This window comes from Vibrio sp. S9_S30, assembly GCF_014694455.1.
In the GTDB taxonomy this organism is placed as follows: domain Bacteria; phylum Pseudomonadota; class Gammaproteobacteria; order Enterobacterales; family Vibrionaceae; genus Vibrio.
This window is the reverse complement of sequence record NZ_JAAUWT010000001.1, coordinates 408,327-430,692: the sequence shown is the minus strand read 5'-3', so window position 1 is coordinate 430,692 and position 22,366 is coordinate 408,327. Positions and strand designations below refer to the sequence as shown.

Sequence of the window (22,366 nt, the reverse complement as noted above, 5' to 3'; positions counted from 1 at the left end):
ATCAGGTTGAGACTTGTCTCACGGTTCAGACGACCAGCTGTGGTTAGTATCTGAGCCACAGAATTGTGGTCACCTCTGACCCTGTGGTCGCACAGCGAACGCCCTACAAATAACAATGATTTGCTGGCGACCACCCTACACTCCCTTTCATCACACTTATTCTATCTCGCCACACTTATTCTATCTCGTCACTGGTTTGCGTCGCGAATACGGCGGCTTGTAAGACCAAACTTGCGTTTAGTCTCACCTCTCTGCCCAGATCGTCACTCCAATGAGACCATATCCTTTCGATGTAATTGTCTGACCCTTCGCCGGGGAACATATAGCCATCATTAAAGGCATCCTCCATCTTTTTGAGGGCGGCTTCTTCATCGTCCACCCATTCTCCTGCTTTGTTTATGCAGGCTTGAATGCCGGCTAGCGCTGTCTTGGGGAAATAGGGCAACGGTTGATTCATGCCTTGATAAAACAAGCGAACCAATTCTTGCAACAGGGCAATGGCTTGATCGCGGCTCTCCAAAGGGGGAATCACCCAGTGTACTGCGCCGTCTTTTTTATCGTAACCAACGATGTGCGTGCGGCTCACGCCTCCCATGGCGGCAAGACAGAGGTGATCGATCCACGCCGATAACCAGTCCTGAGAGCGGATTTTCCCGCTTCGGTATCGAAGTAACCCAGATTGGTATCGATGCGTTAACCACCCCGTTAACTGGCAAGGTTGACCTTCTATTGTCAGCGTCACTTTCACTTCACTGTCTTCAAGCGGTTTTCCTGCCAAAGGATAGAGGACATCAACGAGCGAATCCGTCTGTTCTCGATTGGCGGCAAATTCCAGTTCACCAAACGCACCAATGGGAAGCCGTCCTTTCGCTCGTTGTTTTGCCATATAACGGGCTAAAACGGGCTCTTCTTCCTCACCGTTCATTCGGCATTGAAGCAAGGTATCCACCAATTCGTCGCGCATCTTATAGCTTTGTAGCCCACCTAAAATAAACGGTTCGTCGTTTTCCAATGTCGCCATCGGTGGCTCAAAAAACACTTTAAGACGTCGGTTAAAGAAATACTGTACGGGTAAACGCCAAAATCGTTGAAGCTCAACCAAGTCCAGTTGATATGGGGCGCTGAGCTCGGCTAAGTAATCGTCTAAGGGTTGCTCAAACGCACTGGAACGCGCCCCTAAACGGTTAGCGCTTGGCAACCACTCTTTAGCGTAGCTTTTGTCGTCGCCAGAAAATGCAAGAGGGCTAAATGGCACCATAGGATGGGTATGAGTGAGTGCCTCTAAAAGCTTGTCGCCCGAGGCATCCACGCCCAACGTTTCGTCCCCTGCCAAACAGTAATTTTGGTGGCAGTACTCCAACAGTTCCGACACCAACACCGACGGCACTTTATCTGTATTATCTTGAATAGAACGCCCAACATAACTGATGTACAAACATTGTTGTGCCGACAATAACGCTTCAAGAAACAAGTAGCGGTCGTCATCTCGCCTAGAACGATCACCCGCCCTAGCACGATTATTCATTAAATCGAACCCTTCAGGCGGCATAGAACGTGGATAAGCGCCATCGTTCATGCCAAGCAAACACACCAATTTAAATGGAATGGAACGCATGGGCATCAACGTACAGAAATTCACTTGCCCCGCTAAAAAGCGCTGACTGACTCGGGTTCTGGACAGTTTGTTTTGTAAGTATTGCTGTAACACCGTATGAGAAATATCGTTTTCAAATCCGGCGTCACGAATTTGTTCAAGCAGTTGAGTAAGGGTATCTCGAATAGACTTAAGCGCCATTTCCCCTTCCAGTTCTACACTGAAAAAGGCTTCCAGCATGTCATTGATAATGCGAGCCCAATCTGCGGCGCTTTGGGTGGCGTTTAACTGTTTTTGGAAGCGGTTAAGCGAATCGACGTAATGTGCCAGTTTACCCGCTAATTCGGCATCCATCCCTTGCACTTCATTGTAGGAAGCAATGGTTCTTTGCCCTTCATATAACCCTGCACTTTCTGGCATGGCGTAGCCTAATAGCATCCTTTGAATACCAAAAAGCCAGGTGTTTTGCGTGAGCTCTGGCAGTTCAAATTGCCCAGCAGTTTGTTCATCCAGCCCCCATCGCACTCCGATTTCTTCAATCCAGATCTTGGCTCGCTCAAATTGGTCTTCATCCAGACCAAACCGAGCCATAATGGCAGGGACTTCAAGAAGCTCGAGCATTTCAGAAGCGTGAAAACGGCTCTCGGGAAGCAACATGAGCTGCATAAACGCAGACAGTACGGGGCTCTCTTCTTGCGCGGTCCTGTCTGAAATGGAATAAGGTATAAATCGCTCGCCGGGGGCATTGCCAAACACCGCCTGTATCGCAGGGCTGTAGGCATTAATGTCCGCCACCATCACGATCACATCACGAGGTTTTAAGCCAGAGTCGCTGTCAAACATGCTTAAAAGCTGATCATGCAGTACTTCAACTTCACGCATCGGGCTGTGACAGGCATGAATCGAAAGTGATTTATCGCTTGGTGAAACCCGCTGTTTGTGATGGCTGGTTTCAAGCACCTCGTCTTTTTGGTGCTCTTCTAAATTCAAAATATCCGCTTGCAATTGGTGCAATACGCTATCGCGTTCCACCTCGACAAAGGCTTCCACTTCATGCGCATCCAACTGGGAGAGCAAATACAAGTTATCGCGCCCCAATTTTCCCATGGATGCTAATAAACTGTTTCCAACCATATCGGTATGAAGCTCATCCATCACGTTATCTTCAAGCTCGCCTTTTAGCTGCTCTGTCACACCGTGTTCTTCAGAATGATCGTGTTTCCATTCGAGGTGTTTTCGATGACGCGCCGCTAACTTGGCGAGGTATTTTCTATCTCGCACGTCTCCCCAGTAATAACGGCAGGGGTTGGTAAACATGAGGTGAACATCAATGTGCTCCCCCAATGCCTTTAACGCATCCATATACCGAGGCGGCAGAGAGGAAATGCCAAAGACAAACAACCGTTTTGGCAAATCTGAGAGGTTCATGGGGGCTTGGTTTAATGCATCGATGAAATGTTCGTATAAATTGGCGCGATGATAAGGCGACTGATCAAGCACCACGGTGCGATCGTAAAGCGCTTGCCACAATAGAGGTTGCCAAGGGTGATCGTCGCCGATTTCTTGCACCGTTTCTCCCGCTTCCCATGCCGCTATCCATTCAGGACGGTATACTAAGTATCCATCAAAGATATCCGCTATTTTCTCTGACAATTGAAAGAGTTTGGAGTGTTCTTCATCGTTTTCTAAATAGCGCAATAAAGGTGAGAACTCAGGCTGAGATAACTGCAATGGCAATATATCCATGAGCTTCCAAGTCATGGCCTCTTTATTAAATGCACTGCGGGCCGGCACATCAGGAAGCACTTGCGTAAACCTGTCCCAGATAAACGTGGCAGGCAAAGGGAAATCGAGGTTGGCGGCGACACCAAATTCTTTCGCCAATTCCATTTTGAGCCATTGCGACATACCGGGGCTTTGAACCAGTATTTGCTCTGCTTCAAAGGGGTTCTCTAATGGGGAAAGTTTGATGAGCTCAACAAGCAGAGATTTCAACAACTCTATTTGATTCGAGTGATAGACAGTAAACACAAAGCATCCGGCGGCATGGTTGGACGGTTACTGCTTAGATTAGCATAGAGCATCGAATCTGCTGAACTGAAATATGCAGCCAAATACGAATGAAAGAGCGAGCAATCAGTATGTTACTTCAATGTATTGCATCCTAATGGTCTATCCGCGCCCCCCTCTCTTCAATCCCTGACTTCATCATGTAGGAAACGAATCATCCACTCACTGTGACATTTCATTTTTCTTGATCAAACCGAGCATTATGAAACTCAGATTTTTATTAAATCCAATGAATATCATCAGCGGCTCATTTTCGCGACCATTTACACAGTTATGGTCACAATATTCACGTTTTATTCTATTAACTGATAATTTGCAGCTTTATAACATAGATCGATTGAATTTATGCCTTTACCATAATGAGGTAACAAGCAAAGGTGAAGATCAGACTTACTTTGGTGCTCCTTTCAACTAGACAAATCATGTCGGTTTAAAAAGGAGAGGGTGTTGTAATTCTTTCATTTAGCCTGTGCTGCTTACGCTAATTTATTCTATGCGCTAACACCACCGTTTCAGCGCATGCGTAATAGCAGTGATGGCGTTGAATGAACAGTCATAAAAAAGGTTAGATATGCCAAATGTTGTGGCAAGGGCAGTGAAAAGCTGGCTAAAAACGTCGGTTCATAAAGTGAATGGTTTTCGGGCAAGGCTAGAGCTCGAAAGCTTAATGGAACACGAGTCTCCCGAAGTGCAAGCCGTCGGGGCTGCATTATACGATGCACTTAATAACACTTACTCTCCAGACGAAAAAGTTGCGTTCGAGAAAATTGAACAGCGCCGTGCGACTTTATTGGGGTCGAATGCCGAGATTTCGGTATTGGATTATGGGGCAGGTCATCCAAATATCGTGAGAACGCAAGAAGAGATGGCATTGGGCATCGAATTCCATTCCACCATTGGCGCAGTGTGCTGCTCTAGCAAACCTGCATTTTGGGGAGTATTTCTGTTTAAACTCATTCGCTATTTGAAGCCCGATACATGCTTAGAATTGGGATCATGCGTGGGCATATCAGCCTGTTACCAAGCCGCTGCCCTTAAGATGAATCAAAAAGGAAAAATACTCACACTCGAAGGCTCACCAGAAGTGGCGAAGATTGCGCAAGAAAGCCTTGATTTCATGGAATTGAAGAATGCATCTGTTGTGACTGGTCCCTTTCATTCCACATTTCAAAATACGCTCGAGGCGCATCAAACCATCGATTACCTTTTTAACGATGGGCACCATGACCATGATGCAGTCCTGAACTACTTCAATACGGCTCTACCCTACTTAGCTAAAACCACAGTAATGATTATCGATGACATTAATTGGTCTGAAGGTATGCAGAACGCATGGAAAAAAATTGAAGAAGATGAACGAGTCGCCCTGTCTATTGATTTGAATGAGATTGGTATTGCCTTGATCACCGATACGTTACTGACCAAAGAAGTTATAAAGATCCCACTTTGAGTTTGAGGAGCCGCTTCAGTACACACTGTTCTGTACACGCTATGTTCTGTACACATTATGCTCTGTACACACTATGCTCTGTACACACTATGCTCTGTACACATTATGTTCTGTACACACCACGTTCAGCACGCAATGTGAAACACCAAAACTACCCCGTGATCAACTAATTCACCACTTTTTTGCACATGATCACGGTTGGTAGTACATGCCGAATGTAACACCAACACACATAACCAACGACCGCACTGGCAACAAACAGCTCAATATTTGCAAGAAAACGAACTTGTTCAACGTACTGCTGCATTACAGCAATGCTTTCTAACCAATCCGCCATCTTAAATAACGCCGTTGCACCAATCACCATTGGAAAGGTAAAAGCGGCATACGCAGGGCTAAAAGGCAAACGAAGCAAGTGGAAGAAAGCAGCATAAATGATCACCGTCATCAGAATGGCAATACCAAATAATAATGCCACCAAAATAGGAGAGGGTTCTTGTGTTACCGACAAGTAGCCCGCCAAAGATAGGCTGGCAGGTGCCGCAAGAATCGCAATAGTCGGTTTCGCAGCATCGGGGACATTGTCACAAAAAACAAGACGGTAAATCATGGTTGGCAACAAAATGGCGTAAGTCACCAAGCCAAAATTAAGCACACCTTCAGCAATATACCTCAGCGCAGGCGTCCCTGAAAACGAGACATCAGCAACAATCAAACCAACTGGTGGAACAAACCAACTCGGCACCATATGGCTTAACTGGAAATTCAAGCTTCGGTGATAGATAAAGCTAACCAAAAAGGAGAGGTGTATTAAGACCGCCGCCATCCAAACAGCATCACCAAGCCCTTGATTCCATTGTCCGAGACTGTGAGAGATCACCATCAAAGCCATCGCAAAAGTAGGCAATACACTTCCAACAACAGGATGCGCCATGTCCTCCTTAAGCAAATGCCGATGAGACATGAACTTAATCGTTAAGATGATCAAGAGAACACTCGCAATACCAGCACTTAGCCATTGCCCTATACCGTTTAGATTGGCGGCGTTTTCCCAACTCCACCCTAAACTTGCAATACCAAGTGCTAACCCTGCCATTGGAGTAGGTGCCAGAGCACTTCTGGTGGTCATTTTCTTGATCATGGATGCTTATCTTCTATTAACTCAGTAGTAACATAATAACCTTGCCAACCATTTAATTATATCTGAATATATTTAAACCAAGGTTAAGAAAAACTGAACGTAATGAATATTTCGCTGAAACAGCTCCGAGTTTTTGTGGCTATAACACAGGAAAAAACCATCACCGCCGCTGCAGACCAGCTTTACTTGTCCAAAGCGGCGGTCAGTATGTCGTTGAGCGAACTCGAAAAGCAGGTCAAGCATGTTTTATTTGACCGCGTGAACAATCGCTTAATATTGAACCGTGAAGGGAAAAGGCTGCTGCCCATTGCCGACGAACTGTTGCATCGAGCCAACGATATCGATCAGTTATTCCAAAGTGATCAAGCCCTACATGGCGAACTGAATATTGGTGCCAGTGATACCATAGGTAACCAAATCGCCCCATTTATGCTCAGTCATTTTCGCTCTGTCACTCAACACCATCACCAATCGCTTTTTATTGCCAATACCGCCCTCATTTGCGAAAAACTGGCAGACTATGAATTGGACATTGGATTAATAGAGGGAAAAACGCAGCACCCCCAGCTCATCACTCAACCTTGGTGCTTGGATGAAATGTGTATCATCGCAAGCCCAAAACATGAACTCGCAAAGCAGACAAACTTAGGTGTGCGACATTTAGAATACACCGATTGGCTTTTACGTGAATCTGGGTCGGGAAGCCGAGAGTTTTTCACCCAACGAATTGCACCACGCATTGAGTATTGGCAAGAATCTTTTCAACTGAATACAACCGAAGCCATTATCAACGGTACAACCGCAAACTTGGGGCTAGCGTGTATATCTCGCCGGTCGGTACAACACGCGATTGACGCTGGGCGAGTTGTTGTTTTAGATTTGCCGATCGATTTTCAACGAAAGTTCTGGATACTGCTGCACAAAGAAAAGTACCAAAGCCCGCTTCTTAAAGCATTCTTGGAGTTCTGTTCACGTTGGCAGGTTTAGGTGTGGCAAAGACAGGGTTGGAAGAAATAGGATTGGAAGACATAGGGCTTGAAGACACAGGTATTGACCTCTCACAATACGTTTGTGGGCTAGACACTCAGGCAAACAATCTGTATAAACAACCAGTAGATCAAATCTAAGTTCAAAAGAGGATAACCATGGCTGTAATCGTCAAGTACGTGGTGGAGCGCAACGGAGAAGAAAAGATGACTTTTACCTCTAAGGCTGAAGCCGACGCTTATGACAAAATGTTAGATATGGCTGATGAGCTGTTCGGTATTATATCAGGAAGCAATCTCATTGAAGATGAAGGGAAACAAGAAGAACTGTCTCTTTATCTGGCGAAGAATAAAGATGAAGTGTTGTATGCTCTTGGCGCGAAAAAGCGCAAAGCCGAGACGCCTAAAAAGCCTAAAGCGGTGAAAGATAAAGCGGACGACTCGAACGAGCCTGAAGAAGACGCAGCCTAATCTGCATCGGCGCTACGCACTCATCATTGACCCAAATAGCCAGTTTAATATTGCTGGCTATTTTCTTTTTAGAGATATTATATCTCTAATCAGACAGCATATATCGTTTGGCAGACTATCCGGCTTTTCCCTCTTTCATCTCGTCTGCGGGGTAAGTAGGATGCATGTCAACGAGATTGATGATTTGTTTGGGTGGTGACCCCCGCCTAAGCAAACGAAAGAAATTCAACCAAGGAGATTTCACTCATGGCAACATTTTCTCTGGCATTTGGTACGGCTACCAAGAACCGCGACGGCAAAATCATTGAAGCTTTCTTCCCTAACCCAACGCTCAACCCAAACGATGCATTGGTGAAAGCAGTAGCGGAAGTGGCGGGTTACCAAGAGGGCAACCAAGCAATTGAAATCTCTGCGGCTCAAAGTGCAGAATTGGCAAACGCATTCGAAGCAAACGGCGACGCGGCTAACGCTTCTTTTGCCGCAAAAGCAGCAGAATCAGAGCAACCATTAGTTCTTGTTGTGCTCGCAACGGATGAGAAACCAACCTCTGTTGCCGAAGGTTTCCTAAAGCTTCAACTGATCTCTAACCGCCTAGTACAACCTCATGGCACCGTACTTGATGGTATCTTTGGTCTGCTGCATAACATCGCATGGACTAACGAAGGTCCGATCGATCTGCCTGAACTGGCCGATCGTCAAATCGAAGCACGCTTAGCAGGTCGTAACCTGTCTGTTGATTGCGTGGATAAATTCCCGAAAATGGTGGATTACATCGTACCGACTGGTGTTCGTATTGCGGATACGTCTCGCGTTCGCCTTGGTGCGCACGTAGGTGAAGGCACGACGGTTATGCACGAAGGTTTCATCAACTTCAACGCTGGTACGGCTGGTGTGAGCATGGTTGAAGGTCGTATTTCTGCGGGTGTGGTTGTCGGTAATGGCTCTGATATCGGTGGTGGTGCGTCCATCATGGGTACGCTTTCTGGCGGTGGTACAGTCGTTGTCTCTATCGGTGAGAACTCACTGCTTGGCGCTAACGCTGGTCTTGGTTTCCCGCTGGGCGATCGTTGTACGGTTGAGTCGGGTCTGTACGTTACAGCGGGTTCTAAAGTGCGCATGCTGGATTCAGACGGAAAAGAAGTCGAAGTAGTGAAAGCACGTGACCTTGCTGGTAAATCGGATCTCTTGTTCCGTCGCAACTCGGTCACAGGACAAATTGAGTGCCTAACCAACAAAACAGCCGTTGAGTTAAACAGCGAGCTTCACAGCAATAACTGATCACCTCGATTGTGATGGCATTGTATAAACACGTAAACTTTTGTTTATATTAATATTATAAGACCAGCATGACGCTGGTCTTTTTGTGTCTGCTTTTTAGCTCTTAAGCTTTAACAGCCTTTGGCACGCCTGTGCTAATGTGTCGCGGGGACACCCTAAATTCAATCGAACAAACCCACTGCCACCCACACCAAACTCAGTGCCCATCGAAGGCAATACACCAATATCAACAAATTGCTGACGAAGCGCTTCATCGGTCAGATTGAGTGCTCTGCAATCGACCCACACAAGGTATCCACATTGTGGCATTCGAAATGAAACCTCTGGAATATACTGACGCAGAAAATCATTCAAGTATTCCATGTTCCCAAGTACGTATGCCTTTAGGTCATTTAACCAACTCAACGATGTACCATAAGCCGTTTGGGATGCAATGATGGCCATGGCATCAAACAAATCAAGGAACAGCGCTTTTCTTCGCTTTTCCAGCGCTCCTTTAAGCGCGGGATTCGGTATAACAAGGTTGGCTAACCTTAAGGAAGCCAATCCAAACGTTTTGGTCGCAGCCGTTGTTACCACCAGCTTTTGTAAATACCGTTCTTCCAAGTTCAGCGCGCTCCAGCATTGGTGCCCTGCTAACGCTAAATCGCACCATATCTCATCACTGATCAGCCACACATCGTAGCGGTAGCACAATTCCGCTATCGCTTGCACCTCTTCAGAGCGCCAAACCCGCCCTACAGGGTTGTGAGGATTGCATAGAATGAATCCTTTCACACCGGATGCAAAAGCGGCTTCGATGGCATTCAGATCCATGCCATAACCCTCGGCTCCCGACACCATGGCAATCTCTTCGACCACTCTATTTGATAGAGCAACGGCTTCTTTAAACTTACCGTACCCCGGAGACTGAACCGCAATAGAATCGCCTTCGTTTGTGATTTGCTCAATCACCAATGCGATGCCCGGCATAACGCCATTCACTGGCAGTACCCAATTGGTATCCAGATTGAGCTGATGCTGCTCTTGATACCACGTTTTGACAGTGTCGAAATACGTTGGGGTGATCTCGGTGTACCCAAAAACCCCCTGTTCTAGCCGCGACTGCAACGCTTTAGACACTGGCGGAGGAATGGCAAAATCGTAATCAGATACCCACATAGGAATAGCATCATCACTGACAGCACCAAATTTCTGTTGGTTGCAGTCCCACTTCACTGAGCCCGTTCCTATACGATTGTGAGGTCTATCAAACAAAGAAGGCATGATTTTTCCTTTAGAAAAGGGTTGTAGGGAACATTCTCACTCATAAGACTTTTTAAATTGGATAGCAGGCGCAATAATAGTGGAACGACATAACAAATCATGGATATAGACTATGCGTTTACTTTTAGCTTTGCTGCTACCTTGGCTGCAATTTTTCACCATCGGCAGACCATTCAGTGGCATCATCTGCCTGATTCTGCAAATTACATTAATTGGTTGGATTCCTGCTGCGATTTGGTCGGTCTATGCCTTGAGCCAATACAAAACGGATCAGAAAATCAAAGACGCAATAGATAACTAATACGAAAATGGCTGCTAGGCGAGCAAGCTTGGTGGCTTAAGTAAGCTTTCCCCTATTGCGAGGCAATGTCTTTCATTGCCTCGACCAAAATATTCACGGGTTGTGCGCCACTGATCAGATGCTGCTCATTGATCACCATCGCCGGAACAGCGTGCACACCGAGTGATAGCCAGTGCACTTCTTCATCTTCTACCGTTTTGTTCCACTGCTCAGATAAGAGAACCTGTCTCGCTTCCGCAGGGTCAAGTCCAACCGATTCGGCGCAATGGGTTAGTACTTCGTGATTTTCAATCGCTTTCCCATCGCTAAAATACGCTTGGAATAACGCGAGCTTCATCTCGGTTTGCTTATGGAAGCCACCCGCCCAAGCGACCAGCTTGTGAGCATCGCGGGTATTGTATACGTTCATTTCGTCGGAGAAGTTAAAATCAAAGCCGACCTCTTTCCCTAATTGAGTCAGATTATTTCGCACCTGAATACTTTGCTCTGCGGTTGTGCCATAACGTTTCATCAGGTAGTCACGCAAGTTAACGCCCCCTTGATGAAGATCGAGGTTAAGCTCAAACGGATGCCAATTCACTTCCACCTCAATTTGGTCGGCAACTTGCGCCATCGCTTGTTCCAACCTTTTATACCCGACAATACACCACGGACAAGAGACATCGGATACCAAATCAATTTTTAGTTGCTGTTTGCTCATCCCTATTTTACCTATCACTCGTTTGTATTTTCTTAATGTACCCGAGATTGTTTTAAAATACCTGACTCACTTCTATTTTCCAGCATTCATGTAATTGATTACTTAACCTATTACACTAAAGCAGTAAGTCTACCTAAAACGTTCATTTTATTAACTTTTCAATATTGTAATTAGCTTATATCAATGATTTATATAGTTAAATTTTCAGGAGATATGGATATGACCATGAATAAGTCGGTAGGCATAGGTGGTTTCAACAATAAAGAAGACATTAAATGGGTACAAACTTCCCTAAATAAGCTAAAAACAGTGAACCCAGAATTAAAAATTGATGGGAAACTGGGCGTCGTACCAGAAAGATCAAAAACTGTAGCAGCCATCAAAAAGTTTCTGCAGATATTGAATCGGAGTTTGAACTCCTAAAAAAAACAACCGTTTGGTAATATCTATGGAGCACGGACTTTTAAGAAGTATACAAAACTAGTTCTCACTGACTCCGAAATAGATAAGATCACTAATCAGCACATCAATAGTTTTGAAAAAGAACTTGTCAGTATTTACGGAAGCAATGATTTTTATAGCTATCCCGATAAAGTGAAACTTGCATTATTTGACATGATTTTTAACTTAGGCATGACGAAGCTCAAAAGCCTTTTCGTCAATTTCAATAAACACATTAAAGCTAGGGACTTCACCAAAGCAGCTTTGGAGTGTAATCGAAAAGGAATATCGCCGGAACGTAACACTTACGTCAAAAACCTACTGAGAAATAGCAATGGTTAAAAAAAGATTTATATCACTGGCAATTTTATCATCTGTATCATCACCTTTAGTATTTGGGTGTAACTTCTCCCCAACATATTCAAATATTGTAAGCTTGCTACCCATAAACCAAAGCGTTGAACTCATCAAACAAAAGGACATACAGAACCTTCTAGTTACCACTTGGGACTATTCAATGCCTTTGCTAAACGAGAAGAAAGAAGAGTTTGACGTAGATAACTGTTCAAACTTGATATCCAAATATCAGCACTCAAGTCCATTAAGTCAAATGGATAAGGCTTGGGTTGATGCAGTTTACTTAAATTGTAAATTGGTAGAAGCTTCATTATCCTTAACTTCCTCTGAACAAACATTTATTTCCGGTCTTAAACTAGACAAAAATTTCCCATCTCTTGCCCCCTCAGAATTTCTATTAAGTATCTCTGACGAATCCCAAGCAAAAATTACAGCTTCAAAAACTTGGTCAGACGTTACAAAAATTACTGACGTAAACGTAATAGATTCAAATACTACTGAATATAGAGACAATGTAGGAAGCATTCAGCGAATGAGCATTGTGTGGAAAGGTGATTTTAACCACGACGGTTTTGAAGATGCCTTGATATATGCCTCTAACTCAGTGAGTGGTGGTTCATATCAAAATCAAATTGGATATGTGATCACCAGAAAATCAAACAACGACAAATATTCGATAATTAAAACTTTTTAACCGAAACTATAAGTAAAGATAAGAACCTAGATATCTAGGTTCTTATCTTATACTCAGTGACCTCAAGGTACTTAATTTAGCGCCGCTAGGTCTTCATATCGATGTCTTACCTAAAATCCAGTTCATTCCCGCCGAACCAAGTATCTTGAGGTGACTTAGGTATAAATAAACAAGAAAATCGCTTGTTAACATTAGTGTTGATTGCCAAACAACCTAAATGCCCAGTTCTCAACGCTGCCTGTTTCGATGCGTCTTTCGAATAGCGCACGCCATGAGTACACCAAAGGAATATCCAGCACGGCTTTCAGTTCGTGTTCGTCTAACACACCGCGATAAATTAACCCCATTACACGTGCTAGAGACCAATCTGGATAGGGGCGCTCTATCAGGTATATGGCATCACCCGCGCCAATATCCCCTTCTTCGAGCACACGAAAATACCATCCTGTTCGCATGGTCATTTGAAACCGAAGCGCCATATCCGGTTCATCGCAGCGATCATTGAGCTTCCAACAAGGCAGCCGCCCTTGTGATACTTGAAGCGTGGTGCTGCCCATTTGCACAACATCTCCGATGCAAAGTGAATGCTCATCGACACCGCGAGAACTCAGATTTTCACCAAATGCCCCAACCGATTCGAAAATGGGTTTTTCACCAAGCTCGCTGCGCCACTTTTGGTAGTGTTCTGAAGGGTAGATATGTAACGCTTTTTCCACTCCCCCATGGAAGCGAGGATCACCCTGTTCGTCCTCAGTAAAACCCAGCGTCGTCACTTGTAATCTATCAGATTGGATCGTTTTATTAATGGCACTGAGAGCCCCTCGTGAATAGGACTGAGTTTTGCCAGTAAGCACTGACTCGATGACGCCCAATTGCTTCATATATCGACTCCATTACTAGTGTCTGTTGACCTAGGATGCGTTAGCGGCAGGATAGTTCCATCTTAATCTTGATTAAAATATCAGTTAACTTACTGGCAGACAAAATATCGCACCCGAACTTGGGATATAAGCGGCTAGCGAATCCATGACAATACCTATTCTCAATCGGATCTTTCTCATGAGCCATGAGAAAACAATCGGTCATCCCAAGTTCAGGTGATTTCATCAAGGTTGGTATACGATTTGAAGTATGGGTTTAGCGTTTTTGTGCAACTTATAGATCATAAAGTTTAAACCGCTAACCCAATCTTCACTGCGAATACGAGCGCGAGTCTCCACTTCTATATCGTTATCTTCAACCACAATTCGATAATCTCCCGGTATCAGGTCTTCAACAAAATAGAAGCCATCTTGCTCTACTTTGGTAGAAAACGAACGACTGCTCTCTTCGTGATAAAAATTCACATGCCAACCGCTGAAACTGTATGGTGCTGTTACTATGCCATCGACACCAAAACTCTTGTTAACCCGAATATCAATATGTGTTTTACCGCCTTTCTTCGCGTGAAAATAGATTGGGTTTTCTTCTGGCTTTAGATGGAGGTCTAGTGTTGAGTCGTCAATATGAAGTTGCATGTCTTCCCCGTAACCAATCCCAGTAAAATGGAACTCGCCATTTTCATCACTGATGGCTTTTTTATTGTTCACCTTTAACTCGACATTCGCGACTGGCTGATCGTGGTTATCCAGCACCCGCCCTGTGAGCTCGGCGTAAATAAATTCTTCCCATGGAAGCTCTAAGCTCGATACCGATGCTCCGCTTTTGGATAACCTGCCTCCCCATTTTGTTTCCAAGGCGAGAGAAACGCTGTCATTGTGAATCGCAACCTCTCCTGACCAATTTGGTGTTAATGCCCATTTGGCATTGCCTGAATACTCAAACTTGGCATTCTGCCAGGTCAGTTGCGTACTGTAGCTACTTTGCAGTGTTTGCCACCAACCGGAGAAAAAACAGTTGGAACAAAGATAACGGTAACCAACACGATATCTTGGGCTCTTACCGTCGCTAAAAATAGAACTGAGGTTAAGTGAACCATATTTATGAGTATGTATTGCGTATTTTGCGCTCAATTCATCTCGGATAATTTGTGGGGTTCGGCGATGTTTGAGCTCTAACGTTAAAAATTGCGACGAGACGGTTTGTGCCCGAATTTGGGGAATCACCGCCAGCTCGTTGCCATCGTAGGTCGCATCTAGGTTAAAGCTGATAGGGCTATCTAAGTAGCGATAATGAATTTGATGCGCTCGTTTTTTAGGAGTACGACCAAAGAGATCAACATGGTTAATATTTGCTTCAAGTCTATGTTTTTCACCGATAGCCAGCTCAATGCTAGTTGGCATAACAAACTGATCAGGCAGCCATTCCATTGCAATAGAGAAAAAATGGGTTGGAAGCCATCGCAGCCCGAGCCCTCCTATCGCATCCTCATCAATGTTGTAGGCGGAGCCAACCAATGTTAATGAGTGGGTTGCGCCATAACTAATTTGGACTTTACCAGTGTGTTCATCGGTCAGTGATGCACCCAATTCCAAGTCCCACTGCCCTTTATCTAAGAGCACTTCGTCAATGTCGGCCACTTCTATGGTTTTGTGCTCCACTACACCAGAGCGAACCATTTCATGCAGTTCAACTTGATCGCCCGCTGACAGGGGGTAGTCAGAAATACTGTAACGCCCAGAGGCATCCGATCTGAGTGTTCCACGATAAATGTCGTTCACATAGACATCCACGAAGGTATTGGGTAGGGTTTGCTCCTCGATGACCAATCGCCCTGATTGCGTCTTGGGTTTTAATCGGGAGTAGTACACACCGTTTTCAAACGTTTCGCTGCTAGTGGCCAAGCCCGGATCCAATACGACATGACCCACTTGAAGCTGATGCCCCAAGGGAAATGGGCTAATTTCAAATTGATAATAATCCACGTTTTTGGGTACGTTGGTGTCGTAAGATACTTCAAAGCGAGCATCGCGATGGGCAAGGTAAGCATCGGTTCTGAGGTTGTAATTAGGCTGCCCACTGGATGAAAACTCTGCTCGCCCTTTTATTCTTGCTGAAGCTGAGGTCACTGGGGTAGATTCGATACGCTTTTGGGCTTTTCGTTCTTCCAATTCTTTGGCTTTTTGTTTTGCTATCTCTCGGCGTTGCGCCAGTTTTTTCTCTAATTCTTTATACGTGTTGTAATGGAGCTTCACTTTGAGAGAATAGGTCTCGATATCCCATAAAATGGAGATAGGGAAGCAATCAACAAACGATGCCCAATGAAGCCATGCCTCCCCTTCTATGGTCACAAAGTCGATCGTCCGAATGTCTTTGCTGTTGGGCAAAAGACACTGATTGCGGTTCAAATCCAGCTGATAAGGTTGCCGCTGCTCTTGAACATCCTTTGGTTGATAAAACAAGCACACTTGATTGCGACAGCCACCTTCAAGCTGAAGCCATTGTGTAGCAAACGTTTGAAGCGCTAAATAGGGTTCCTCACTGGCGTTTTGCATGACTCGATAAAAACTATTGTGTTCATATTGCATGAACAACTCAACGTAGGCTTCAACAATGTCGATCCTATTCGAGTCGTTGCTTTGCTCAATATTCGCTTGCGCCTTTCCTGCCCAAGCAAATGCACAGGCTAACAGAGCAAAAAACGGTGCTCTCAATCTCGCTAAACTTCGCTTCACAAAGCTGTTATTCACAAAACTGGTTTTCACAAAGCCGGATCAACTCAACAATGAACTTACTGACAGGAGCTCACAATTTGATCATCAACGATAAATTGAGCACCTACAGAACTGCGAACCGGTTTATCCAGTGATGCATTACGAACCAAGAAAACGTTTTGTACATCATTCCCCGAGACAAGCTTGCCTTTCAGCTGAAAATTACTTTGGTTGTAAACCCGAATGGAATTTTCCTTACACTCCAAATGCACTCGACGTTCTACTGAGCCTTTTTGAGAATAAACGGGGATCATGGTGTTAATAATAAAATCCAAGTTCATCGTCATACTCTGCCCATCTGAGTTTTTATCCACGTCTTGAGAAGAGATCGGAACTGGTTGAAAAAGCAGATATGTTCGGTACTCACCCTCTTCATATTCCGAGGGCAAACCTTGAATTCTGACGCGTACCGTTCGTCTTTGGTTGGGTTTCAAATTTCCAATGATAGGGGGAGAGACTTTGACAAATTGACTCAAATCTTCTTTAACTTCAATGCCCTCTTGAAGCCGAGTCTTTGATTTATCATTCCCCACGAGTGCCGAGCGATAAATAACCGACACCTTAACCCTTATGGGCTCCGAAGTCGTGTTTTCAATAAAGAGCTTATGTGTTGAAGGTTGCTCACCTTCAGTGACAATGCGAGTAGGAGCAATTTTTAATTGCGCGTAGCTCATCGGGCTAACCCCGATAAGGCAAACAAGAATTAAGAAAAGAAACTTCATAAATACTTCACTGTGAATGGAATAGAAGTGAGAAATACACCGGACTTAGAACTTGCCTTTACCACCGCCCTTGCCCCAATGCACAACACTCCGGATTGCCCTTGTCCATTTAACCGAACTCGCCCTCTGATATTTAACCCGCATCCATACTTGAAGCCCTTTACAATGACATGGCGACCAGACAGAGGGTTAAGCATTCGAAATTCAGAGCCATTCACGGTAACTTGAATTTTCTTTGTGGGAACGCCAGCCACCCTAAAGAGAAAGACACCGTTTGTCGATGTGTCAGGCTTTAGATACACAACCGTTCTGGAACCGCCAACCGTCGTTTCAAATTGCATGGGGGCCAATTGCGTAATTTCTATCGGCACTGAATGAGCTGAACTCATCAAACCGAAAAACAGCAAAGTACCTAAGTAGATGCGCGACATAATGTTAAGGAGGGGGAAATAAGGTGACACAAAGCCACCTTAGACCGATGTTTTATTGGTAAGCAACCGTTATGTTAACTGTGCCAGAGTAGTTACCTGCAACCAATGTACCTGCTCCAACGATATTCGCCACACCACCAATTTTAACCGTAGCTGTACCGCCAGTTAGTGCTGGCGATGCATTGTCTACAGCGATACTGTTTACACCAATACTGTTACCACTGCCGTCTGCCATTGTTGCCGTAGTATCAACGGTTACGTCAACGGTACTGCCACTTTGACCAGTAATAGTGAAGGCGGCTGCACCAGTATCCGCCGTCGTAACAGTGACATTCGTCGCTTGATCCGTGAAGATAGAACCAAAATCTAGATCGTTTGTTTTGGAGATAGACAGTGGCTCTAAAACAGTAATACTAGAGTTGAACGTATCCGTTACTGCCATCGCGCTAGGCGCTATTGCTGCTAAAGAAAGTAACGCTAGCTTTTTTATGACTCTCATATTCAATTCCCCGAAGTCCATTTCTATTTAAATAACCTTATTTTAATTAATACTTTTTAGTACCACTGAAAACCAGAAAAGTATCAGGCGTATTTAAAGATCATCTAATAAATAATTTCATAATATTTTTACTTTTATCATTAATATTTGTGAGGTGGTTCAAAAACCAATACAACCAGATCAATATAAAAGTAGGAAATAAATAAGCATTTATTGTCATATAAAAAATAAAACTTTACTTATCAATCAATTAGAAAAACACCAAAGTACTAATGGTAGATTTATATATTGCAAAAAATAACATAATCAACATTAAAAACCACCAACCATATCCAAGAATAGTGAACTGTATATTTAAATGTTAATTTCCGATATTTGAGATGAGAGTATTGATTACCGAGATTAGAAAAGAACTAGAAAAATATTCAGAGCTAATGTTATAAGAATTTCTATAAGCATTAAACTCAGTCTTCAATAATTAAATAATGAGAAGTATGACACCGAAAGAGCTAATTGGAAAATAGCAAGGAATCAAGAAAACAATTAAAGACCAAATAAAATTCGCCATTATTGGAATGGATGTAACAATAATAATCTTAAATATTACCCACCCATCGTTCTAAAAAAATATAGCCGCACGGCTGATGAGCCCAATAGAAAATAATCATCACAATATCTCTTCTATTTTAGAATCGCGTTTCTAACCACTTTTACTTACCTGTTCGATTCGACGAGATTTGAAGTTCATGGAATACTGGTGTACCTAAGTAACCTAAGTAACCTAAGTAACCTAAGTAACCTAAAGACGCAGGATACAGAGCCTCCTATTCTGTTCCAGTTCATCTTCGTTGAACCAAGCCTCTTCATGTTACTTGGGTATATACTTAATTGAACCGCATGAAAAGGACACGACTCACCTATGTACATCTTCGGATACGGCAGCTTGATCAACCCTGAGTCTCGCAAGTTAACGGGACAAACAGGCAACGCTTACCCTGCCATTGTGCGCGGATTCAACCGTCACTGGAGTAAAGTGGATGGCAGCTATCAAATTTCCCCGTTAGTGGTGACACGCGGTGAAGGCACATTAAATGGGGTACTGTTCGAAATCGACCATGCAGAATTAGCGGAGTTCGATAAACGTGAAGCAGGATACCACCGAGTACGGGTTCCTGTTTCTGAGTTTGACAGCGAGCACACGATCGACCGTCACGGTGAAATATGGATGTACGTAAAAGACGAGACGACACCTCCCTGCCCTCGTACTCCCATAATGCAAAGTTACGTTGATACCGTTTTGGCTGGGTGTTTATCCATCTCCACTCCATTTGCAGAGTACTTTATTCAGTCAACACTGGGCTGGCATCATCCTCTTGAAAACGATCGCCTCAAACCTAAATACGGAAGAATTGCGGGGGTTGAAAGTCATCATCTCTCTCTTATCGATAACCTTGTGGATTCGGTACGACGCTAAGGTCAAGTCATGATTCTAGAACAGCAACTGGCTCAACAAATTGTCGACCGAACCATGGCAATCATCGGCAATAATATCAATGTAATGAATCAGGCTGGTGTCATTATCGGCAGTGGTGACGCTTACCGGATTGGTCAAACTCATGATGGTGCGCTTTTGGCTCTAAAGCATGGCGACACGGTTGAGGTAACCCAGCACAGCTGCCAGTCACTTAAAGGTGCCAAACCGGGCATCAACATGTTAATGAAAAGCCAGCATGAAGTCATTGGCGTGGTGGGCATTACTGGCGATCCCAACTCCATTCGGAATTACGCGTCACTCGTAAAGATGACGGCTGAAATGATCGTTAACCAAGCTGCACTTATTGAACAGCTCCAATGGGATAGAAGACACAAAGAAGAATTCATCTCCGCTTGGATCCACAATACGGTGTCCTCTGCCGAACTCAAAGATTGGGCGGCACGCTTGGATATCAATCTTGATACACCTCGTGTCGCCGTCGTGATTGAATTGCATTCAGAACGCGCTCCGATCAGCTTGGAACAAACCCGCCAAATAGTAGAATTGCTGGAATACCCCAAACGTGACAATTTGGTCGCGGTCATTTCAATGCATGAGATTGTTGTGCTTAAACCCAGCCACAATAGACATGGAAAGTGGGACAGCGAACAAGAAAGCTTGCGTATCGATATTTTACTCGACAGATTAAATCAACAAGGGATCAATCAACTGGATATCGCACTGGGTGAGTACTTCCCTAATATCAACGATATTCACCTCTCTTATCAAAGCGCCAAACAAGTTCTGCACTTTGGACAAAAGCATCACCCTGAAAAAAACAAATACCTGTTTGAAGAAATGCGCTTACCTGTGTTGCTCTCACCATTAGGTGATTTTTGGCAAGGTGACCAATTATGTCAATCCATCGTTAAATTAAACCAAGCTGATAGAAGTGGGCAATTACTCAAAACATTGCACGTGTTATTCGAACACCAAGGAAATCAAAAACTCTGTGCTGAAGCCTTATTTATACACAGGAACACCTTACGATACCGATTGGATAAGATAGAGAAGATCACTCATATTTCTCCAAAAAACTTTACCGGATTGGTCGAGCTTTATATTGCAAGCCAGATCACAAAACAACCACAAAATTGTGCATAAGCACAAAATCAAAGCTTCACATTGGCAGCGAATTTGTCACCATTGCCTAAAGGATTTCACTCAATAAACTCCGATAATAGTCCCATTCCCTAAGACGATCAGCCGATCAGCCGATCAGCCGATCAGCCGATCAGAAGAATAAGGGATTGCATTCCAAGAAGACCTACGCTTGGAAAAAGAGATAACCGCTCCTTACGCACAAAAGCGGTACACATAGGAACATTGCGCATAAGAGCAATACGCTTAAGAGCAATACGCTTAAAAACGTAAGTAAAGTGGTAAAAATAAACGGAGTTATTATGAGTCTTATACTAATCCTGCTGGCTGTGATCGCGTTTATCGTCATTGCAACCACCAAATTTAAGCTACACCCCTTTCTTGCCTTGTTAGTCGCTGCATTCATTGCAGCATTCGCTTACGGGCTTCCTGCCGACAGTATTGCCAAAACGATAACCAAAGGATTTGGAGGCATACTCGGCTACATTGGTTTGGTCATCGTATTAGGGACCATTATCGGTGTCATTCTCGAAAAAAGCGGCGCGGCCATCACCATGGCGGATACCGTGATCAAAGTCTTGGGTGATCGATTCCCAACACTGACCATGTCACTGATTGGTTACATCGTATCCGTTCCCGTTTTTTGTGATTCTGGCTTCGTCATCTTGAACTCACTGAAAGAATCACTAGCGAACCGGATGAAAACCTCTAGCGTCGCCATGAGTGTTGCGTTAGCAACTGGCTTATACGCAACTCATACCTTCGTTCCACCAACGCCAGGCCCTATTGCCGCAGCCGGTAACCTTGGTTTGGAATCGAATCTTGGTCTCGTCATCGCCGTCGGTATTTTTGTTGCGGGCGTCGCGGCACTCGCTGGTATGTTGTGGGCGAATCGCTTTAAAGATGTGGAACCCGATGGAGAAGACGCTCAAAACCCAGCGGAAAACATCGATTGGAAAGCACTGAAAGAATCTTACGGCATACTGCCCACTGCTGGACAAGCTTTCGCGCCTATCTTCGTGCCTATTTTGCTCATCTGTTTAGGCTCGGTTGCTCGCTTCCCAAGTGCGCCATTGGGTGATGGCTTCTTATTTGACACGCTCAATTTCCTTGGACAGCCTTTAACGGCGTTGGTTATTGGTCTACTGCTGGCCGTTCGCTTGCTTAAATCGGATAACAAAGCAGTTGAGTTCAGCGAACGCATTAGCCAAGGTATCACGGCGGCGGCACCCATTCTGTTGATCACAGGGGCAGGGGGTGCATTTGGTGCTGTCTTGAAAGCCACACCTTTAGGGGAGTATTTAGGCACGACCTTATCGGCATTAGGCATAGGCATTTTCATGCCATTTATCGTTGCCGCGGCGCTTAAATCGGCACAAGGTTCTTCAACCGTTGCATTAGTTACCACGTCTGCACTGGTCGCTCCATTGCTTAGCCAGCTAGGCTTGGATTCCGAAATGGGCCGAGTGCTTACAGTCATGGCCATTGGTGCGGGTGCAATGACGGTTTCTCATGCAAACGACAGTTTCTTCTGGGTCGTCTCTCAGTTTAGCCGCATGAGCGTTGGGCTGGCATATCGCGCACAGACCATGGCAACCTTAGTGCAAGGTATCACAGCCATTGTACTGGTTTACATTCTAAGCCTTGTTTTATTGTAATCATCACCGCGTTAGGAGA

The 22,366-nt window shown here is 44.5% G+C and carries 20 protein-coding genes; 11 read left to right on the top strand and 9 right to left on the bottom strand.

The window, feature by feature from the left end; translation table 11 throughout:
- Positions 1–175: 175 nt before the first annotated feature.
- Entirely contained in the window at positions 176–3,625 is a 3,450-nt protein-coding gene (gene recC, locus HC752_RS01895) for an exodeoxyribonuclease V subunit gamma (RefSeq protein WP_190333385.1), read from the bottom strand.
- 610 nt (positions 3,626–4,235) lie between these two features.
- On the opposite strand from recC, the gene HC752_RS01890 reads away from it, so the two are divergent.
- Entirely contained in the window at positions 4,236–5,114 is an 879-nt protein-coding gene (locus HC752_RS01890) for an O-methyltransferase (RefSeq protein WP_190333384.1), read from the top strand.
- Between the two features lie 166 nt (positions 5,115–5,280).
- On the opposite strand, the gene HC752_RS01885 is transcribed toward HC752_RS01890, so the two are convergent.
- Positions 5,281–6,255, bottom strand: coding sequence for a TDT family transporter (locus tag HC752_RS01885; RefSeq protein ID WP_190333383.1), 975 nt, complete (start codon positions 6,253–6,255; stop codon positions 5,281–5,283).
- Between the two features lie 102 nt (positions 6,256–6,357).
- Here HC752_RS01885 and HC752_RS01880 point away from each other — a divergent pair, with 102 nt between their 5' ends.
- The 4 genes from HC752_RS01880 to dapD all read left to right on the top strand — a co-directional run bounded on the left by HC752_RS01880 (position 6,358) and on the right by dapD (position 8,990).
- Complete coding sequence (locus HC752_RS01880) at positions 6,358–7,242, top strand: LysR substrate-binding domain-containing protein (RefSeq protein WP_190333382.1); 885 nt, start codon at positions 6,358–6,360, stop codon at positions 7,240–7,242.
- A gap of 2 nt (positions 7,243–7,244) precedes the next feature.
- Positions 7,245–7,382, top strand: a complete 138-nt coding sequence (locus HC752_RS01875; protein WP_190333381.1) for a hypothetical protein — start codon at positions 7,245–7,247, stop codon at positions 7,380–7,382.
- An 18-nt stretch (positions 7,383–7,400) separates the two neighbouring features.
- Complete coding sequence (locus tag HC752_RS01870; RefSeq protein ID WP_190333380.1) at positions 7,401–7,712, top strand: YebG family protein; 312 nt, start codon at positions 7,401–7,403, stop codon at positions 7,710–7,712.
- 246 nt (positions 7,713–7,958) lie between these two features.
- Complete coding sequence (gene dapD / locus HC752_RS01865) at positions 7,959–8,990, top strand: 2,3,4,5-tetrahydropyridine-2,6-dicarboxylate N-succinyltransferase (protein WP_190333379.1); 1,032 nt, start codon at positions 7,959–7,961, stop codon at positions 8,988–8,990.
- A 96-nt stretch (positions 8,991–9,086) separates the two neighbouring features.
- On the opposite strand, the gene HC752_RS01860 is transcribed toward dapD, so the two are convergent.
- On the bottom strand, positions 9,087–10,256 hold the full coding sequence (locus HC752_RS01860) for a MalY/PatB family protein (protein ID WP_190333378.1): 1,170 nt from the start codon (positions 10,254–10,256) through the stop codon (positions 9,087–9,089).
- Between the two features lie 112 nt (positions 10,257–10,368).
- Here HC752_RS01860 and HC752_RS01855 point away from each other — a divergent pair, with 112 nt between their 5' ends.
- Positions 10,369–10,557: a YqaE/Pmp3 family membrane protein gene (locus tag HC752_RS01855; RefSeq protein WP_190333377.1), complete on the top strand. Its 189-nt coding sequence runs from the start codon at positions 10,369–10,371 to the stop codon at positions 10,555–10,557.
- A 52-nt stretch (positions 10,558–10,609) separates the two neighbouring features.
- Here HC752_RS01855 and HC752_RS01850 read toward each other — a convergent pair whose 3' ends face one another.
- Positions 10,610–11,257, bottom strand: coding sequence for a DsbA family oxidoreductase (locus HC752_RS01850; protein WP_190333376.1), 648 nt, complete (start codon positions 11,255–11,257; stop codon positions 10,610–10,612).
- A 225-nt stretch (positions 11,258–11,482) separates the two neighbouring features.
- On the opposite strand from HC752_RS01850, the gene HC752_RS01845 reads away from it, so the two are divergent.
- Both HC752_RS01845 and HC752_RS01840 read left to right on the top strand, forming a co-directional pair.
- Positions 11,483–11,680 carry a hypothetical protein gene (locus HC752_RS01845; RefSeq protein WP_190333375.1) on the top strand — a complete coding sequence of 66 codons (198 nt, stop codon included), beginning with the start codon at positions 11,483–11,485 and terminating at the stop codon, positions 11,678–11,680.
- Between the two features lie 352 nt (positions 11,681–12,032).
- A complete protein-coding gene (locus HC752_RS01840; RefSeq protein ID WP_190333374.1) occupies positions 12,033–12,749 on the top strand; it encodes a hypothetical protein in 717 nt (238 codons plus the stop codon).
- Positions 12,750–12,940: 191 nt separating this feature from the next.
- On the opposite strand, the gene HC752_RS01835 is transcribed toward HC752_RS01840, so the two are convergent.
- The 5 genes from HC752_RS01835 to HC752_RS01815 all read right to left on the bottom strand — a co-directional run bounded on the left by HC752_RS01835 (position 12,941) and on the right by HC752_RS01815 (position 18,054).
- The gene (locus HC752_RS01835) at positions 12,941–13,630 is read right to left on the bottom strand and encodes an MOSC domain-containing protein (RefSeq protein WP_190333373.1); all 690 of its coding nucleotides are present in this window, start codon (positions 13,628–13,630) and stop codon (positions 12,941–12,943) included.
- A gap of 225 nt (positions 13,631–13,855) precedes the next feature.
- The gene (locus HC752_RS01830) at positions 13,856–16,363 is read right to left on the bottom strand and encodes a hypothetical protein (protein WP_190333372.1); all 2,508 of its coding nucleotides are present in this window, start codon (positions 16,361–16,363) and stop codon (positions 13,856–13,858) included.
- A 56-nt stretch (positions 16,364–16,419) separates the two neighbouring features.
- On the bottom strand, positions 16,420–17,076 hold the full coding sequence (locus HC752_RS01825) for a molecular chaperone (RefSeq protein WP_190333371.1): 657 nt from the start codon (positions 17,074–17,076) through the stop codon (positions 16,420–16,422).
- Positions 17,077–17,120: 44 nt separating this feature from the next.
- On the bottom strand, positions 17,121–17,585 hold the full coding sequence (locus HC752_RS01820) for a hypothetical protein (RefSeq protein WP_190333370.1): 465 nt from the start codon (positions 17,583–17,585) through the stop codon (positions 17,121–17,123).
- 22 nt (positions 17,586–17,607) lie between these two features.
- A complete protein-coding gene (locus HC752_RS01815; protein ID WP_190333369.1) occupies positions 17,608–18,054 on the bottom strand; it encodes a DUF4402 domain-containing protein in 447 nt (148 codons plus the stop codon).
- A 919-nt stretch (positions 18,055–18,973) separates the two neighbouring features.
- Between HC752_RS01815 and HC752_RS01810 the strand changes: the two genes are divergently transcribed.
- From HC752_RS01810 to HC752_RS01800, 3 genes are all read left to right on the top strand, one after another.
- Entirely contained in the window at positions 18,974–19,528 is a 555-nt protein-coding gene (locus tag HC752_RS01810; RefSeq protein WP_190333368.1) for a gamma-glutamylcyclotransferase family protein, read from the top strand.
- Positions 19,529–19,537: 9 nt separating this feature from the next.
- Complete coding sequence (locus HC752_RS01805; RefSeq protein ID WP_190333367.1) at positions 19,538–20,692, top strand: sugar diacid recognition domain-containing protein; 1,155 nt, start codon at positions 19,538–19,540, stop codon at positions 20,690–20,692.
- 299 nt (positions 20,693–20,991) lie between these two features.
- Positions 20,992–22,347 carry a GntP family permease gene (locus HC752_RS01800; protein ID WP_190333366.1) on the top strand — a complete coding sequence of 452 codons (1,356 nt, stop codon included), beginning with the start codon at positions 20,992–20,994 and terminating at the stop codon, positions 22,345–22,347.
- Positions 22,348–22,366: the final 19 nt, after the last annotated feature.